Source organism: Flavobacterium eburneipallidum, assembly GCF_027111355.2.
In the GTDB taxonomy this organism is placed as follows: Bacteria; Bacteroidota; Bacteroidia; order Flavobacteriales; family Flavobacteriaceae; genus Flavobacterium; species Flavobacterium eburneipallidum.
This window is the reverse complement of the sequence record NZ_CP114291.2, coordinates 3,443,874-3,462,245: the sequence shown is the minus strand read 5'-3', so window position 1 is coordinate 3,462,245 and position 18,372 is coordinate 3,443,874. Positions and strand designations below refer to the sequence as shown.

Sequence of the window (18,372 nt, the reverse complement as noted above, 5' to 3'; positions counted from 1 at the left end):
TTGAAATAATAGTAAAGCAAAAACCCTCGTTTGAGTAATCAAACGAGGGTTTCTTGTATTTAGTTTACCTTGCTCCCCTCTCCTTTGGAGAGGGGTTGGGGGTGAGGTTCTTATTTCTTAACCACACGAATCGTTTTTACATTTTCTCCTTGGGTTACAACAACATTGTAAATTCCAGTTGGATAATTGTTTCCTATGTTTTGATTTTTGATTTCAGTAGCTTCGAATTGACGCACCTCCATTAATTTTCCGCTCATATCATATACTTTAATTTCAACTGAATCATTGCTAACAGATGTTAAATCCAATTGGAAAGTAGAAGAATAAGGCACAGGAAAAGCAAAAACTTTGAATGAGTTTACAATTTCAGAAGGTAAATTAACCGATAGCGTAGGACTTGTTAATTTGAAAACTCCTGGAGAACCTACTTCATTTGGACTGTTTGCGGCAACAAAAGCTCCGTTAACACCCACTGCACTTAATTTGGTTTGTTGTGTTATATTCGTTCTTACTCCTGCTGTATTGTCAAAAGTAGCAAAAGTAGTAGTAGGAGAAGCAGCAAACCAGATAGAAGCTTGTTGAATATTACTAGTAGCATTGTATAAATTTACTTGGTCACCACCTGAACCTAAACCAATTCCGCTACCCGTATAACTTCCGATTCTTAAACCTGCTGGAGGAGTAGTTCCAAACCAGTTGCTCAAAAACAAAGCACTTTTAGCAGGCAAATCATTAGTTTCAATAAAAATTACCGATTCACCTGGATTGATGCTTGTAATTCCGTTTAATGCTACAGCAGCAATTGGAGATTGCGAGTCATCATCAAATTTCCAACCTGTGATATCAACGGCTACAGCTTTAGTATTGGTTACTTCAAACCAATCGGCTCCAACAGGACTGCTTCCGCTAGACCAAGGTGCTACTTCAGAGATGTATAATTTTCCAACTGAACCCGGAGAACCAATTTGATTGGCATCTTTGGCAGCAGCAAAAGCTTCATTAACTTCAACTTGACTCAATGTTGTAATAGTTGTATTGGTTAAACCAGCAGCATTATTGAATGATAGATTTGTTGTAGCTGTACCAAATACAACATTAGCCATAATGTTTCCGCTTGCATTAAATAAATTTAAAGCATCTCCACCAGTACTTAAGCCAATTCCACTACCCGTATAAGTCCCTATTTGGAAACCTGCAGGTACATTAGTATCAAACCAAGTTGATTTAAAATTATAGGTAACAGTCGTTACATCAGCAGCGGCAGCTTCTATAAAAATTACCGATTCGCCAGGAGCGATACTAGTAATTCCTGATAAAGGCACAGCAGCTGTGAAGGTATTGGAGCTATCATCTACTTTCCAACCTGTGATGTCAAGAGCAGTAGTTCCATTGTTAGTTACTTCAAACCAATCGGCACCTACAAGCGCATTTCCGCTTGACCAAGGAGCTACTTCCGTAATTGTTACTGTTGCTGTTGCAACGGTTTCGTTTGCAACGTCTGTTACGGCTAATGTAAAATTTACAGAAGCATCAGGTGTAATCCCTACTGACGTATCATCTACATTAATGGTAACATTGTAACTAGTTTTAGTTTCATAATCCAAAACGGTTCCTGCTTTGATGTATAAACTAGAGCCAATAACTTGGAAAAAGCTTGCATCAGCACCAGATAAAGTAAAGTTGTTAGTTCCTAATCCGTCATCTGTTACCAAAATATCAGATACTTTAACGGCAGTTGCAGTGTTAGTGTTTTCTAAAACAGTTGTCGTTGTATTTGCCAAAGCAATAGCTGTTGGTGCTAAATTTTGCAATGAAGATGGAGCGTAAACCCAAAGTTGTGGATGATCGATATCGCCACCACCATTTTCGTTTACGATATACAAGATGCCATCACGATCCATTGTTAATCCTTCGTGTTGTTGATTAGGTGCATCCAAAGGATTTCCTGGGTCGGATACGATAGTCAATGAATTAGCAATCGTTCCGTTTCGGTCAATGTTTACTACTTTGGCGTTTTCTTGACTCAATACCAATAAGTTATTGAATAATGGTTTTCCGTTCAAGGCTGGCAAATTAGATAAAGCAAAAACATCAGCAACATCTGTAAAGCCCATCAAAGCTGGGTCAAAAAGATTAGTAGAATTTTCAGTAGTAGCTGAACCATTCGTAGCAGTTCCAGCATTGAAATCAATTCCGGTTTGGAAAATTCCGATAGGAGATATTTCTTTTAAAACGATATAACTATTCGTCAATGGATCAAAAGAAAGTCCTTCAGTTCCAGTGTTATTAACGAAAGTACCCAATTTTACTGTTTTAGCATTGGCTCTTGTAAGTGTCGTTCCAGCAGCATAAGTAAATAAAACTACTTGTCGGTCACGTTCTTCTGTCATTACAAACTGACCGTTTCCAATATAAGTTATTCCTTCAGAATCATAAAATTCAGTTCCTTGCGCACTGCCTCCTTGAGCCAATGTCATAGTATCAATAAGTTGTCCTGTTTTTGAAACTTGAGTAACATTTGTAGTTCCGTCACCTACAATAAACAGTGTATCCGTGTCCCAATTGTAAGTTACTCCAGAAGCTTCTTGAGTCAATAAATTATTGGTTGGAGCTACCGTTCTTTTTGGTTCTGGTAAATCGTAACGACCCACTCTAACATAATTCGAAAGATTAATATCCAAAGGAGCATCATTGTCAATGATAGTTATTGGTTGTGAAATAGTACTTCCTAATGCAATTCCAGCAGATGGATTACTCAAGGTTAAAATAGCCGATTCCGTATTTTCTACCAAGGCATCGTTAGTTACAGTGAAACTAACACTTCCTGTAGTTTGTCCGTTCAAAATGCTGATTACGGTATTGCTTAAAGTATAATCAGCAGCAGTAATGTTTGTTCCAGCAACGCCTAAATTGATGGTTTGGTTGCCATTAACGGCAAAATTTGAAGTAGCAGTTACAGTAATTACAGTCGAATTTGATTCTTTTCCAACGCTATTATTTACCGAAAGATTAACCGTTGGAGTAGTGGTAGTAAAACTAGCGGATTGAGCTGTTGTTATAGCATTATTACTAGCATCTTCAACCGAATTGGCTACTAATCCAACATAATACAATTGATTGTTTGCCAAAGCGGTAGTTGGAACGATTGTAATTTTATTTAATGCAAAACTTGCATCAAAAGGAACTAAAGCTCCCGAAGCATTGTTCAAACGCAATTCAACGATTCCATCAACATTGGTATTGGTAATGGCATCATTATTTACTAAACGAACATTTTCACTAAAAGCGATAGAAGGTTGGATGTTTGAAAAAATTCCAGTAGCAGCATTTGCTGGTGTAAAACTAGCTGTAGGAGCAGTAGTATCTACTCCATTAAAAACAGTTCCTTCTACAGTGAAATTGTCGAATCTATTGTTTCCAACATTACCACCTGGAGCTAATTCAAATTCTACTTTTAATTTAAAGTTTGGATTATTGTCAGCACCGCTAATGCTAGAAAAATCTAAAGTTGCTAATGCAGGATCTCCATTATTTGGAATAACGTTAGCAAAAAAAGTATAATTAGTTCCATCTGTAGAGTAAGACCAAACTTGTGTTCCAGCTCCAGAACCTGAACGGCGTGTAGCAAATTTCACAATCACATCTTCATAACCTGATGTAGGAAGTGCAAAAATCAAAGCACTCCCGATAGGATCATTGAATCGTAAATGTGTTCCAAATACATCTGAATTGCGAGCATTCAAATTTAACACGTTAAAATTTTGTCCAGTTCCACCAGCAAAGTCAATGGCACTAATTCCAGTAATGTTTGCCGAAATAGAGGCTGCACCAGAAATGTTAGTTAGAGTAGGAGTTGTGATGGTCGCAACAGAAGCATTATTGTTGAAATTCCAATAGTGCAACAAGGTCTGCGCATCTGATTGAGAACTAAAAAACAATAGTGTAGCGGCTATTGTTTGTTTAAAGTACAGTTTTTTCATTTGTTGTTTTTTTAAGAACGACAAATGTAAAATCAGGTTCAGATTTTAAGTGTGGTTTAATAATATTAAAAGGTTAAAAATATTTAATTAAATCCTGTTTTTGATAACTTAAATAACATTAAATACAGTTTAATTTTAATTTTAAATTACATTTTCCTAACATTGATGAAGTAGTTAATCTTTGTCAAAGTTTAAAACTTTGACAAAGATGCTCGAAATTATAATTACTTGTTAATGAGTTTTTTAAATAAAAAAATCCAAAGATTGCTCTTTGGATTTTACTTGGATTTCTATGTTTTTATTTTAAAAAGAAGTCAATTTCTTTAAATCGGCAACTATTGCGATTGGATCAGCTGCACCAAAAACATAACTTCCAGCCACTAATACATCAGCACCTGCTTCTACTAATTGTAAGGCATTTTTATTGGTAACACCGCCATCAATTTCGATTAAAGTGGATGCTCCTTTTCGATTAATTAAAGCTTTTAGTTTTCGGATTTTATCGTAAGTGTTTTCAATGAAAGATTGTCCGCCAAAACCCGGATTCACACTCATAATACAAACCATATCAATGTCGTTGATAACATCTTCTAGTAAATCTACATTGGTATGCGGATTTAAGGCAACTCCTGCTTTCATTCCTTCAGCTTTGATCGCTTGTAAGGTTCTATGTAAATGGTTGCTAGCTTCCAAATGAACAGTAAGCACATCCGCTCCTAATTTTTTGAAAGTGGAAATGTATTGGTCAGGATTTACAATCATCAAATGAACGTCGATTGTTTTCTTGGCATGTTTTTTAATAGCTTCTAAAACGGGCATTCCGAAAGAAATATTTGGAACAAAAACGCCGTCCATAATATCAATATGAAACCAATCGGCTTGGCTGTTGTTAATCATTTCAATATCTCGTTGCAAATTAGCAAAATCAGCAGCAAGAACTGAAGGGGCAATAATTGTGTTTGTACTCATTGTAGGGTTGTGTTGTTTTTTTTGCAAAGGTAGTATAAAAATTAAAACTCGGAAACCCCAGCGAAGTAGACTATTCTCTCTTTTTAAAAAATTACCGCAGATTCGCAGATTTTAAAATAAATCAGAAGTGTTTCATTGCACTAATTCAAAAATTAGCGTTAATTTTATCTAATTTATATTGGGAAAATCAGCGAATCTGCGGTAATTTTTTTTTACTAGGTCTTTGGTTTTTAAAGCGAATGTCCTGCGAGCGCAATGTAATTAAGTTAAGCTTTTTTACCGTCACTTCGAGTGATTTTGAATAGTAATGCGACAGCTTTACTATTCAAAATTGTATCGAGAAGCCTTTCATAACAGTAAGTTCTCGATACATTTTATTAAAAAAAGCTATCGCATTTTTCAATAAAATACTCGAACAGACGAGGACGAATTCTTAACTTAATGACATTGCCTGCGAGCGAAGCAAACTGACCGAGAGTTATATTATTAAAAAATAAAACCTCGGTAATCAGCCGAGGTTTCAATCATCAATCAAAAAACGAACAGTTAATCAGACCGTCGTTAACTTTAAAATTCCATTATTGTTATTTGGAATTTAATATTTGGAATTTATCCAAGATAAGTTTTCAAGATTTTACTTCTTGAAGTGTGTTTCAATCTGCGGATTGCTTTTTCTTTAATCTGACGTACACGCTCACGAGTTAGGTCAAAAGTTTCGCCTATTTCTTCTAATGTCATTGGGTGTTGATCGCCAAGACCAAAATACAAACGAACTACATCTGCTTCTCTTGGAGTTAAGGTTTCTAATGAACGCTCAATTTCGGTACGCAATGACTCTTGAATTAATTCTCTGTCTGGATTTGGTGATTCACCAGAACGTAATACATCGTAAAGGTTAGAATCTTCTCCCTCAACCAATGGTGCATCCATAGAAAGGTGACGACCAGAGTTTTTCATAGATTCTCTTACGTCATTCACAGTCATATCCAACTCCTTGGCAATTTCCTCTGCTGTTGGTGGTCTTTCGTTAGATTGCTCTAACAAAGCATACATTTTGTTGATTTTATTGATAGAACCAATTTTGTTCAATGGCAAACGAACGATACGAGATTGTTCTGCCAAGGCTTGCAAAATAGATTGACGAATCCACCATACGGCATACGAAATGAATTTGAAACCACGAGTTTCATCAAAACGTTGTGCGGCTTTTATCAAACCTAAATTTCCTTCGTTAATCAAATCGGGAAGTGTTAATCCTTGATTTTGGTATTGTTTTGCCACAGATACTACGAAACGTAGGTTGGCTTTTGTTAATTTTTCTAAAGCTCTTTGATCACCAGCTTTAATCTTTTGTGCTAATTCTACCTCTTCATCTGCGGTGATAAGATCCACCTTTCCAATTTCCTGTAAATACTTGTCTAATGATGCAGTTTCACGATTAGTTACCTGCTTGGTGATTTTAAGTTGTCTCATGTTTTTGTCTCCTCAATTTTTAAGTGTACAAATGGTTATACGTGCGGAGTTCCCAAAAAGTTACATTAGTTTCAAAAAAAAGTAAAAAAAAATCAGCTTCAAAAAATGAAACTGATTTTTATAGTTTTACTGAAACTGATTTAAAGTTTTTTAAGTAATTAAAATGAATTAAGTCCCCCAACTTAATTTTTTTAAAAGATTTAATGGTTTAAATTTTTTGTGTTGCACACAAATTGCCAGTAGAACTTTTTTTAAGTATTTTTCTATTTAAAAGCGGTCTTTGTTGAGGTTTAGAATATCGTCGAATATCGTGTTTAGCGATTTGATGTACAAAGGCAATCCAATGGCTAGAAGTATATATTCTTTTCTAATTACGCTTATGTCTTCCAGAATAATGTATAAACTTGGAACAATCAGTAGTAAGGAAGCAACAACGCCTACGTAAGGATTTGTTATTATTTTTTGAAGGATAGAGAATAGCTTTATCATTTCTAAAGTGTTATTTGTTGTCATAATAATGGGTTGTTATTAATTGTACACTTCAAAAGTAGTTTGCTTCTAGGCTTTGCTTTTTTAAATTGTCATGAAACGGGTTTTTACTGTCATGAAATGGAGATTTATTTAAAGCAAAAAATCTTCCCGTTTCGAGGAAGATTTAGTGAATTGTATGTTAGATTAAAATTTTGTTTAAGACAAAATATTCATTTTTTTGATAAAGTCTTTATAAGTGTCACTTAAGTTTATTTTGTGATTGCCTTGTAGAATAATCAAATTGTCAGCCAGAATTATTTCTTCAATTTTATCAGTGTTTACAATAGTGTTGCGATGCGTTCGAATGAATTTAGTTGCATCGAGTAAAGCACTAATTTTGGTCAACGAAATCAAGATAACAAATTTTTCTTTTTCGGTAATGATGTTGCAATAACGTTCTTCTACTTCTATGTAAAGAATGTCTTGTAAAGCTACTTTTTTGAGTGAATTTTTCTTTTTTATAAACAGAAAATCATTACTGATAACGGTGTCTTGTTCTTCGGTCAAGAAAACATTGGTTTGTTCGTAGAATTTTTCGACCGCCATTTCTATAGCGTATAGAATTTCCAATTCATTGAAAGGTTTCATCAAAAAGCTGAACGGTTTGGTCAATTTGGCTCTTTCGAATATTTGACGGTCTTGCGAACTGGTCAAAAATACAAAAGGTTTGGAGGCATTCGGAATGATATTGATACTTTCGGCAAAGGTTATTCCGTCAGGTTTTCCATCCAGAAAAACATCAATTATGATGATATCAACCGTGTTGGCATAAAATAGTTTCAGCGCATCTGTAAAGTTTCTGGCAACGCCCACAACGGTATAATTGTTTTCGAGCAATACTTTGATTAGCGCATCGCTTTGTTCAGGCGTGTCTTCTATAATTAGTATGTTGATATTATCCATTTTGTGCTGTTTTTGGTAACAAAAGTATCATTTTTGTGCCTTTGTTGGGTTGGCTTTCTATGTTTATTGTACCGCCATTTTTCTTAATCATTTGTTTGCACAATTGCATTCCGAGTCCGGTTCCTATAATTTCTGAATTGCTTTTTTTAGCCAATAATTCGTTGTCTTGTAATAATTCGTCAATCGTATTTTGATTCATTCCGATGCCGTTGTCTTCTAATACCAGTTGGCAAAATTCAGTATTGCTTTCGGTGGTGTAAAAACTGATTTTTCCATTTTCATTCGAAAATTTGATGGCATTGTCTAATAAATTCCGAAGCACAATTTTTAGCGAATCAAGATCCACGAAGATAAAGCAATTTTTGGCAACCGAATTCTCAAAACTAATGGATTTGTCAAGTAACAAAGGTTTGTAATTATACTCAATTTGTTGCACGATAGAATGCAAATGCACCGATTCTTTATGAAAATACAATTGCTTGGTTTGCAACATCGCCCAGTGTAATAAATTATCTAGCAAACTATAAGCTCCGTTAGCAATACCACTGTTTTGAATGATGAGTTGGTTTAAATCCTCGTAATTTTTGGTTTCTAGCGTTGCAGATAATTTAGAGTTACTAGTTTTTAAAGCATTTACCGAAGAGCGCAAATCATGACTTACGATAGAGAACAATTGATCTTTAGTAGCATTGAGTTCGTCGAGTTTGTTTTTTTGAAGGAGAATAGTTTTAGCATTTTTTACTTTTTGCGCATAAAGATAAATTCCTGCTGTTAGTAAGGTTAATAAAACCATCGCCGAGAAAAACAACCAATTTCGTTGCGTATTTTTGAGTTGGTTTTCTACTTCCAATACTTTAATTTGTTTTTGTTTTTGAGCTACAGCAAACTTTTTTTCAAAATCTGCAACCGCCCATATTTTATTCTGATTGTTAAGAGAGTCATTCCATTGTTCAGCATCTTTTCTATAAATCAATGCTTGCTTGAAGTTACCTCTGTTTTCTTCAAAAACAGCCAGATTCGCAGAAGCTCGTTCTTTGACATCAACATCTTTTATCTCTTTTGATAGTAAATATGCTTTTTCAAAATAGTAGAGGGCTTTGGCATTTTTATCTTGTACATAATATAAGTTGGCAAGAGTATTGTATGCACTATACAAATGAACTTGGTCATTTTTATTACTGTGTAGATTTGTCAATAGGTATTCTTCCGCTTTATCGTATTCTTCTAAAAACAGATAACAAGTGCCTAAACCTTCATGTATTTTGGCAAAACTATAAGGTTGATTTTTTATATCTGGTGATTGGAGTGCTGTTTTATAATAAACTATAGCTGTTTTAAAGTCTCTTAATTCTAAAAATGTGTTACCTAAACTAATTGTTGTGAATGTAGAAAATTCAAATGCTTTAGAAACTAGTAATAATTCTTTTTTAGCTTCTTTGTAAAGTCCTTTGTTATAAAAAATTCTTGCTCTAAAAAAATGGCAATAATCAGCTATTTCTCTATTGGTATTAGTACTTAATTGTTTTGTTGTGTATATAAGAGTAGAGTCCCAATCTTTTTTTAAAAAAGAATATTGGGACTTTACAAAGTTGGCTTCAGGTTGATATTCAATTGCTTTTTTTTGAAGTCTTTTTGAAATAATATCAATATTAGATGTTATTTGTGAAAACAGAAAAAAGGGAAATAAAAATAGAATTGAAAAGTATAATAAACTTGATTTTTGAATCATATAAGTTTATACTAAATTATTTTTAGGCTATAATGTAATACCATTTATGGCTTTACAACTATTGTTGTTCCTTTTGACGTTTCAGGATCAAGATCTTTCAAATAAGATACTACTTCATTTAAATTGCCTACGGTTTCTGAAGTGTAATCTACTTCTATATACCAAACATTACAGCTCTCTGGCGTTTCTTCCGAGAAATCATAATCAAAATACATTTGCAAAGTAGTGCCTAATTCTACAGGTTCTTCTACAGTAGGGTTGATTTGATCTTCGGAGTTGATGTATAAAGTAGCTCTAATTTTTAGTGTTAATACACCATTTGGGCTATAAAAAAAAGCCGATACTAAAGGAGTTACTGGATAAACAACGGTTTCAGGGTAGGAGAAAATAAAATCTCCAGTATTGATTTTTGTATTTTGTAAAACTGTAAATGCCATACTAATTTTAGATTAAAAGGTTATTAATTTTTACTTTGCTAAAGGTATTTTTTTTCTTGCAATAAATGGTAAAATAAATAACTGTTTTAAAAGTTAAATTCTCATGACCTGTTATATAAAAAACCTTAAACTAAAACATGTTTAAGGTTTTTTTGAAAGGAACAAAGAAGTTGTATCCGAGATTTTGGATTCATAATTTATTTTAATGAAATTGGCAAAGAGTTATTTTACAGTAACAACTAAAGGATTTTTTATTTGCTCATTAAAATTATTCAAATAATCAAACCATTCTTTTGAGTTGGTGATTTTTCCAGCCTTGTCCCAAGCGGCTCCTGTGAAATATACAATAGGTTCGTTGCTTTGAACAGTAGTTTTTGCTAGGAGTTGAGTGGCATCAACCGACATCTTGCTAACAGGGGTTGTCAATACCACACCCACAGCCGTTGTGCCATTTTTGCCAAGAGTAGGTTCCCAATAACCCATAATTTTTTGTTGTTCGTTTAATGAAATGACTCCGTTTTCAGGTCTTTTGATTATTCCTACTACAACTGGCATTGGTTTGGTATCGTTGAAAGTATAAACATTTTCGACACGATTGAGTTGTGAACCAGCATCGATAGCAATCGTTTTTGTAGCACTTGTTTTTATTCCACCAGCATTCCAACTATTATAACTCAATTGAAAACTAGTGCGCAAAGGTCCATTGTCTAGAATTTTCCATTGCTGATAATTTCCAGAATAACGAATGGTATCATTTATAAAAGGCGCCATGTTGCCAGCACCTAATGTAAGCCCCACCTGATAATAGTCTAATCCATCACCATGGTCAACGTGATAATCGGCTAGTTTATAGCGTTCGTTAAGAATCATTCGGTCGGTTCGTTTTACCCAAACATCAAAACCAAATGCATTGTCTTTTTCTTTTTCGAGTGCTTTTCCATAAGCTCTAAAGGCAATTTTGTCATTTTCCCAAGCAAAGTCATCTTTGCGTTCGGGCACATAACGAGCATAAGTTTTGGTAACAAAAGTTTCTGGTTTTCCTTTTTGTATCGAAAGTGAAAGTGTCGATTTGGCTTTGACATCCACTTGAACTAATAAATTTTGAATAGTTGATTGTCCAAGGTGCTCCAATTGATATGGAATTTGTTTTTTGGTAACGGAATTAATAACTACAAAATTAGCAGTGTCTATTTGAGGATAACGCGATAATATAGCATCCCATTTTATAGAAACGATAGCTTCTTTTCGGTCTAAAACCAAATTGTTTTGGATGCTAACAGTAGCTTTTGACTGTGCTAAAAGAGTTAAAGGCAATAGGAAGGCAAGTCCAGAAAATAATTTGATAAATTTCATTTGTGAGTTGTTTTTTAATCTCTTTAATCTTTGTTTAGAGTATTATGTGTAAGGATTTGATTTATGGTTTTTAACAATTCGGATATCATTGTTACATAATGTTTTAAAAGTAAATTGAGTTAGTGTCTGTGTCAAATATAGCAAAAAAAAGATTCTAGATTTTTGTAATTATAAGTTCCTTGGATGTTAATCAGAGTATCAAATCGGATGTTTGTAAAAGAAAACCTGATTTAGAAGTGGTTATTTCCGATAGTTTTAAAAAAAGTAAAACCTCGTTTCAACTAAATGAAACGAGGCTTTCTATAAATAACCTTTAGTAAACTATAAGATTGGATTACTCTTTTTTCTCCTCACGTGGAGGTCTAGCTATAAGGGCTTTTCTTGACACTTTTTCTTTTTTAGTTTTAGGGTCAACTCCTAAATATTTTACTTGAAAAACATCGCCCATATTTACTACATCAGTAACATTTTCTGTTCTTTCCCAAGCTAGTTCAGATACGTGAAGCAATACTTCATTTCCAGGAGCTGCTGTGTATTCTACAACTGCACCAAAATCAAGCATTTTGATTACTTTCACTTCATAAGCTTCGCCCATTTGTGGTTTGAAAGTAATAGATTGGATTTTAGCCAATACTGCTTCAATACCAGCAGGATCAGTTCCTAAAATTTCGATAACTCCTTGCTCATCTACTTCGTTGATAACGATTGTAGTTCCAGTAGCTTTTTGTAATTCTTGAATTACTTTTCCGCCAGGTCCAATCAAAGCACCAATAAAGTTACCAGGAATAGTTCTGGTAATGATTTTTGGTGAATGTGCTTTAACATCAGCTCTTGGAGCAGCAATCGTTTCAGTCAATTTTCCTAAAATATGCAAACGTCCAGCACGTGCTTGCTCTAAAGCTTGCTCCATGATGTCATAACGCAATCCATCAATTTTGATGTCCATTTGACAAGCTGTAATACCGTCAGTTGTTCCAGTTACTTTAAAGTCCATATCTCCTAAATGATCTTCATCACCTAAAATATCAGACAATACAGCAAATTTTTCGCCGTCAGTAATCAATCCCATCGCAATTCCAGAAACTGGTTTTACCATTTGAACTCCAGCATCCATCAAAGCCATTGTTCCAGCACAAACTGTTGCCATAGAAGAAGAACCATTCGATTCTAAAACTTCAGAAACAATACGGATAGTATAAGGACAATCAGCAGGAATCATGTTTTTCAAAGCACGTTGTGCCAAGTTACCGTGACCAACTTCTCTTCTTGAAGTTCCTCTTAACGGTTTTGCTTCACCAGTTGAGAAAGGAGGGAAGTTATAGTGCAAGTAGAATTTCTCTTCACCTTGTTCAGATGGAGAATCTATTTGGTTAGCTTCTCTTGAAGTTCCTAAAGTTACGGTAGCCAAAGCTTGCGTTTCTCCACGAGTAAACAATGAAGAACCGTGAACTCTTGGTAAATAGTCAGTTTCACACCATATTGGTCTGATATCTGTAGTTTTTCTACCGTCTAAACGAATTCCTAATTCTAATACTACGTTACGAACTGCTTCTTTGTTAGTTTTGTAGAAGTATTTTGAAACTAAATCACCGTCAGCAGCTAATTCTTCATCAGTAAATAAAGCTTTTACTTCCTCTTTTACTTCTGCAAACGCAGCACTTCTTTCGTGTTTAGCCGAACCAACTTTGGCGATATTATAAATTTTATCGTAAGCGGCAGCTTTTACTTTTTTGTATATTTCTTCGTTTTCTTTTTCGCCTTCGTAAGTACGAGTTTCTTTTTTACCAAAAGCCTCTTGTAAACGATATTGTGCTTTAATTTGAACTTTGATAGCTTCGTGAGCAAATTTAATGGCTTCTACCATTTCAGCTTCCGAGATTTCTTTCATTTCTCCTTCAACCATCGCAACAGAATCCATAGAAGCACCAATCATCATGTCGATATCAGATTTTGCTAGGTCTTCTCTGCTTGGGTTGATTACAAATTTCCCGTCGATACGTGCAACACGAACTTCTGAAATCAAATTGTAAAAAGGAATATCTGAAACTGCTAATGCAGCAGAGGCAGCTAAACCTGCTAATGCGTCTGGCATCACTTCTTCGTCATGAGACATCAACTGAATCATCACTTGTGTTTCAGCATGGTAATCGTCTGGGAAAAGCGGACGTAAAACACGATCCACTAATCTCATGGTTAATACTTCGCTGTCGCTTGGACGAGCTTCTCTTTTGAAGAAACCTCCTGGGAAACGACCAGCTGCTGCAAATTTTTCGCGGTAATCTACCGTTAATGGCAGAAAATCTACCGCTGGGTTAGCGCTACGAGCTGAAACTGCTGTTGCAAGAATCATCGTGTCGCCCATTCTTACTACTACAGATCCGTCAGCTTGTTTGGCTAAACGACCTGTCTCGATTGTGATGCTTCTGCCATCACCTAAATCGATTTTTTCTACAAATAATTGTGGAATCATAAATTTTTCCTTTTTTTAATTTTACATTGGTTTTCCGCCTGTCGACAGAGTAGTTGTGTAGTTGTAGTTGTTGTATTCCAATGAAAAACCAAACTTTTTTTTAATGTAAAAGCAATATCAAAAAATTAATATTGCTTACTGATTTTTAAAAATCTAAATTTTAAAATGTAGATTCTAAAATAAAAAAAGAGGCACTTTCGCACCTCTTTACTATATTGATTATTTTCTAATACCCAATACTTTGATAATCTCACGATATCTGTTGATTTCTTTCTTTTTCAAGTAATCCAACAACGATCTTCTCTTACCTACTAATAGTACCAATGAACGCTCTGTGTTGTAATCGTGACGATTTTTTTTCAAGTGTTCTGTAAGGTGCGTAATTCTGTGAGTGAATAGTGCGATTTGTCCTTCTGCAGATCCTGTGTTTTCTGCTTTTCCTCCGTGTTTAGCGAAGATTTCTTCTTTAACTTCTTTAGTTAAGTACATGCTAATATTATTTAAATGATTGTTATGTATGTCTTACATCTATTGTAAGACGGGCGCAAATGTAGAAAATAATTATGGATTATAGGTAATGAAGTGTGAATTATTTTAATTCTGAAGACTAATAGGTAATGAATAGGAGCATCTTACTTTTTGTCCTCTTTGTTGAGCAGGAATCCAATCGTCACAATTATTTAAGATTCTTATCGCTTCTTCGCCTGTTCCGTAACCTATATCTTTTAATACTTTTGGTTCTGCTATTTTTCCATCTTTGTCTACTACAAATGTAACATAGACTTTTCCTTTGGTGCCTTTAGGCATATTTGGTAATCTGTAGTTTTTGGAAACATATTTGTAAAAACCCATAATTCCCGATTTGTATTCTGGTTTAGTCTCAATTTCGGTATAATTATAAGATATGTTGTTTTTGTCTACACTTTGACCTGAAATTAATTTTCCGTTTTTATAAGTTTCTTTATATGTAATTTGTGAATTTTTAAGTGAACCTTCCCATAGATTTTCTTTAAAACCATTTTTTAATTCTCCTTTTAAATATTCATTTTCATCTTTGTCTTCGAAAAGACCATTGCCATTCACAATTTTTTGTTCTCCATTTTTGTTCCAAAATTGATTTATTTTTCGTATCGGAGCCATTTTTTTTCATCCTCAATGTATTCTCCTTCTAATTTCTTGGAACCATTTTCATACCATTCAAGATCAATCCCGTTCTCACGACCTTTAACATAATTGGTTAGTGATTTTTTATTACCGTTTTTATGATAGTAAGTTAATATTCCTTCTTTTGAGTTTCCAGTGTTATTGGTTGAAGTTCCTTCCATTCGAATTTCGCCAGAACGGTAATACTCCTGAACAGTATAGCTTTTCAACGGTAATTTAGAATCTTTGATGACTCTTATGTAAACATAATCGTCTGATTTTGTTGGTTGGCTTATTGAATCCAGATAAACAAATTTGTCAGTTGTGGAGAGATTTAATTCGTTGGTTTTTGAAACTTGTGAAACAGCCAATTTTGGCACTAAAAGAAATAGAATCGAAAATAAAATTGATTTCATAAAAAGATGGTTAGTTAAAAAGCGAATGTACTAATTTTAGTACTACAAATAAAAAATTAATTGTAATTTATTTCGCATTAACTATTGCAACCACAATTTCCTGAATTCCTTTTTTTTGTCATAATCCGCAGCTTGTTTTTCGATATTGAAATACCGATGTCCACGAGGATCGTTGCCAACTCCAGCCAAATAAGCCCAGTTGCCCCAATTGCTGCACACATCATAATCAATTAATTGTTCTTCAAAATAAGCCGCTCCCAGTCGCCAATCCATATTGAGTTCGTTGCAAAAATAACTCGCTACATTTTGACGTCCTCGATTGCTCATAAAACCAGTTTGCTTTAATTCAATCATGTTGGCATTGATAAAATCAGAAGCTGTTGTGCCGTTTATCCATTGCGAAAGTAGTTTTTGGTTCAAAAATTTGGAGTTCTGTTTTTCGGTTTTTATGCCTTCATATAAAAAGAATTTCGTTTGATGCTTTTTGAACATAAATCGAAAGAAATCACGCCATAATAATTCGAAAACCAACCAATAGGTAGAATCGTTTGCACCAAATTGTTTCTCGTATTTTTTGATTTCCTCATAAATAAAACGTGGCGAAATACAACCCATAGCCAACCATGCCGAAAATTTAGACGAATAATCCGCTCCAATCATTCCGTTGCGGGTTTCTTTGTAATTGGATAAAAATTTGGTGTCATAAAAATAATGATTCAATCTTTTTAAAGCTTCGTTTTCGCCTCCTTTGAAAGTAATGGCGGCACGACTATCTTTCTTCATTTTTTTTAAACCCAACTTTTTTAAGTCAGGCAATTCCAATGCAGGTATTTCTGGCGAATAAATTTGCAGTGGTTTGGAAAAAGGTTTTCTAATTACAGCATCTTGTTCGGTTTTTTTTCTGAAACTGGTAAACACATCGGGTATGTTTTTTATCGAAAAAGGCAAATCTTCTGCGTGATACAAAGTGCTGGTGCTGAAGGTTTCTAATTCGCATCGCAATTTGAATAATTCTTCTTGAACTCGTTTTTCGGTTTGTTTTTCTTCAAAGGCGACTTCTCTTTTGGCAAAGACTTTTTGTGCTCGATAGTGTTGTACTAGCTTGGGAATTTCTATTTCGGGTTTGCCTTTTATAACTACCAATCCAGAGCCTAAAGCTCTCAAATTCTTATCTAAATCTTTCAACGACTCCAATAAAAATTGTGCCCTGAAACTTCCTGTTTTATGAAATCCATAAGGGGTAGTTTCAAAATGAGAATCGTCTAAACAATAGACAGGAATTATTTTCTCGCTTTGCGCAATGGCTTTAATTAGTGTTTCGTTATCGGCAAGACGTAAATCGGTTTTGAACCAAACTAATGCTGTTTTCATTACAAATCATTTATGTTTTTTAAATAATAATCGGCTTGTTGTAACAATTCGGCTTTGGCTTCGGGCTGCATTTTGCGCCATACATTGTACATCATTCCAATTCTAGGATTTTTGCCCAGTTTGTCTTCGTTTTTATCATAAAAATTCCAATACAAACTATTCAACGGACACGCTTTATCGCCTGTTTTTACTGCTTTTTTATAAAAACACGAACCACAATAATGACTCATTTTGTCAATATAAGAAGCCGAACTTACATAGGGTTTTGTTCCTACAATTCCTCCATCGGCAAACTGGCTCATGCCACGGGTGTTGGTAATTTCGACCCATTCGATAGCGTCAATGTAAATGCCCAAATACCAAGCGTCTACTTCATCAGGATGAACTCCAGCCAAGAGCGCAAAATTCCCAGTAATCATCAATCGCTGAATGTGATGGGCGTAAGCAAATTTCAAGGATTGACTGATGGCGTCTTTGAGGCAATTCATTTTGGTTTTACCCGTCCAGAACCAATCGGGCAATTTTTCTTGATTATCAAAGTAATTCATCGTAGCAAATTCGGGCATTTTGTACCAATAAATGCCTCGCATATATTCGCGCCAACCAATAATTTGTCGCACAAATCCTTCGAGTTGGTTGTATTCTATTTCGTCGGGGCGATTTTTCCATTCTTCTATAGCTTTTTCAATAACTTCTTGTGGCGAAATCATTTTAATGTTCATCGAAAACGAAATCCGAGAATGATACAAAGACCATTCGTTGGGTGTCATCGCATCTTGATAACTTCCAAAGAGCGATAAACATTCCCTAACAAAAAAATCTAATAACTCTAGCGATTGACTTCTGTTTATAGGCCAAACAAAATTTGTGGCATCAATGGTTCCAATGGTTTTGATGTCGGTTTTATTAATTTCTGAAACTATTTTCGAAACATCATTATCGAAAACTAGGGGCGAAGTGGGTTTGTGGTTTTTGGGTAATTTTTTACGATTATCGCCATCATAATTCCATTTTCCAGTTAGCGGTTTGTCGCCTTGCATCAATACGTTGTGTTTTTTTCGCATTTTATGATAAAAACTTTCCATCAAGAATGTTTTCTTCCCTTCAAAAAAAGCACCCAATTCGTTTCTCGAACTCATAAAATGCTCCGAATCGAATGTTTTTGTTGGAATCGAGAGCGTTTTGCAAAAGTTTTTCAATAATTCATCCAATCGGAATTCATCGGGCAATTGGTATTCGAAATTGGTAAATTGATGTTTGTCTATAAGATATTGAATGTTTTTGTCAAAGGTTTGCAAGTTGTCAGCATCATTCAAATGCAAATAAATGACCTGATGCTTTTTTGATTTTAATTCGTTAGCAAAATTTCGCATAGCCGCAAAGAAGGCTGTAATTTTCTGTATGTGATGTGTGGCATAATCGGTTTCGGAACGGATTTCCATCAATACATAAGTGACGGAATCATCTACGGTTTGAAACCAAGAATGATTGCTGTTGAGTTGATCGCCGAGTATTAATCGTAGGGTTTTTGACATTTTGTTGTTTATTTGCCGCAGATTCACAGATTTTAAAATGAATTAAATCTGCGAATCTGCGG

14 protein-coding genes are annotated in these 18,372 nt (G+C 34.5%); all 14 read right to left on the bottom strand.

What is annotated here, in order from left to right:
• Nucleotides 1-110: 110 nt before the first annotated feature.
• Nucleotides 111-3,980: an SdiA-regulated domain-containing protein gene (locus tag OZP15_RS14505; RefSeq protein WP_269226194.1), complete on the bottom strand. Its 3,870-nt coding sequence runs from the start codon at nt 3,978-3,980 to the stop codon at nt 111-113.
• A 303-nt stretch (nt 3,981-4,283) separates the two neighbouring features.
• Nucleotides 4,284-4,949, bottom strand: coding sequence for a ribulose-phosphate 3-epimerase (gene rpe, locus OZP15_RS14500; RefSeq protein ID WP_269226193.1), 666 nt, complete (start codon nt 4,947-4,949; stop codon nt 4,284-4,286).
• A 609-nt stretch (nt 4,950-5,558) separates the two neighbouring features.
• Nucleotides 5,559-6,422: a sigma-70 family RNA polymerase sigma factor gene (locus OZP15_RS14495; RefSeq protein WP_073368514.1), complete on the bottom strand. Its 864-nt coding sequence runs from the start codon at nt 6,420-6,422 to the stop codon at nt 5,559-5,561.
• Nucleotides 6,423-6,689: 267 nt separating this feature from the next.
• Complete coding sequence (locus OZP15_RS14490; protein WP_269226192.1) at nt 6,690-6,935, bottom strand: hypothetical protein; 246 nt, start codon at nt 6,933-6,935, stop codon at nt 6,690-6,692.
• 174 nt (nt 6,936-7,109) lie between these two features.
• On the bottom strand, nt 7,110-7,856 hold the full coding sequence (locus OZP15_RS14485; protein WP_269226191.1) for a LytR/AlgR family response regulator transcription factor: 747 nt from the start codon (nt 7,854-7,856) through the stop codon (nt 7,110-7,112).
• Complete coding sequence (locus OZP15_RS14480) at nt 7,849-9,585, bottom strand: tetratricopeptide repeat-containing sensor histidine kinase (protein WP_281336494.1); 1,737 nt, start codon at nt 9,583-9,585, stop codon at nt 7,849-7,851. Before OZP15_RS14480 ends, OZP15_RS14485 begins: the two co-directional genes overlap by 8 nt.
• Nucleotides 9,586-9,629: 44 nt before the next feature.
• A complete protein-coding gene (locus OZP15_RS14475) occupies nt 9,630-10,022 on the bottom strand; it encodes a hypothetical protein (protein WP_269226188.1) in 393 nt (130 codons plus the stop codon).
• A 222-nt stretch (nt 10,023-10,244) separates the two neighbouring features.
• Entirely contained in the window at nt 10,245-11,375 is a 1,131-nt protein-coding gene (locus tag OZP15_RS14470) for a BT3233 family polysaccharide utilization protein (protein ID WP_281336493.1), read from the bottom strand.
• Nucleotides 11,376-11,709: 334 nt separating this feature from the next.
• Nucleotides 11,710-13,845, bottom strand: a complete 2,136-nt coding sequence (locus OZP15_RS14465; protein ID WP_269226186.1) for a polyribonucleotide nucleotidyltransferase — start codon at nt 13,843-13,845, stop codon at nt 11,710-11,712.
• A 219-nt stretch (nt 13,846-14,064) separates the two neighbouring features.
• Complete coding sequence (gene rpsO / locus OZP15_RS14460) at nt 14,065-14,334, bottom strand: 30S ribosomal protein S15 (RefSeq protein ID WP_269226185.1); 270 nt, start codon at nt 14,332-14,334, stop codon at nt 14,065-14,067.
• A gap of 105 nt (nt 14,335-14,439) precedes the next feature.
• On the bottom strand, nt 14,440-14,985 hold the full coding sequence (locus OZP15_RS14455; protein WP_269226184.1) for an energy transducer TonB: 546 nt from the start codon (nt 14,983-14,985) through the stop codon (nt 14,440-14,442).
• Nucleotides 14,964-15,404 carry a toxin-antitoxin system YwqK family antitoxin gene (locus tag OZP15_RS14450; protein WP_269226183.1) on the bottom strand — a complete coding sequence of 147 codons (441 nt, stop codon included), beginning with the start codon at nt 15,402-15,404 and terminating at the stop codon, nt 14,964-14,966. The genes OZP15_RS14455 and OZP15_RS14450 overlap by 22 nt, the downstream gene beginning before the upstream one ends.
• A gap of 81 nt (nt 15,405-15,485) precedes the next feature.
• A complete protein-coding gene (locus OZP15_RS14445) occupies nt 15,486-16,775 on the bottom strand; it encodes a DASH family cryptochrome (protein ID WP_281336492.1) in 1,290 nt (429 codons plus the stop codon).
• Nucleotides 16,775-18,310, bottom strand: a complete 1,536-nt coding sequence (locus tag OZP15_RS14440; protein ID WP_281336491.1) for a cryptochrome/photolyase family protein — start codon at nt 18,308-18,310, stop codon at nt 16,775-16,777. The genes OZP15_RS14445 and OZP15_RS14440 overlap by 1 nt, the downstream gene beginning before the upstream one ends.
• Between the last annotated feature and the right edge of the window lie 62 nt (nt 18,311-18,372).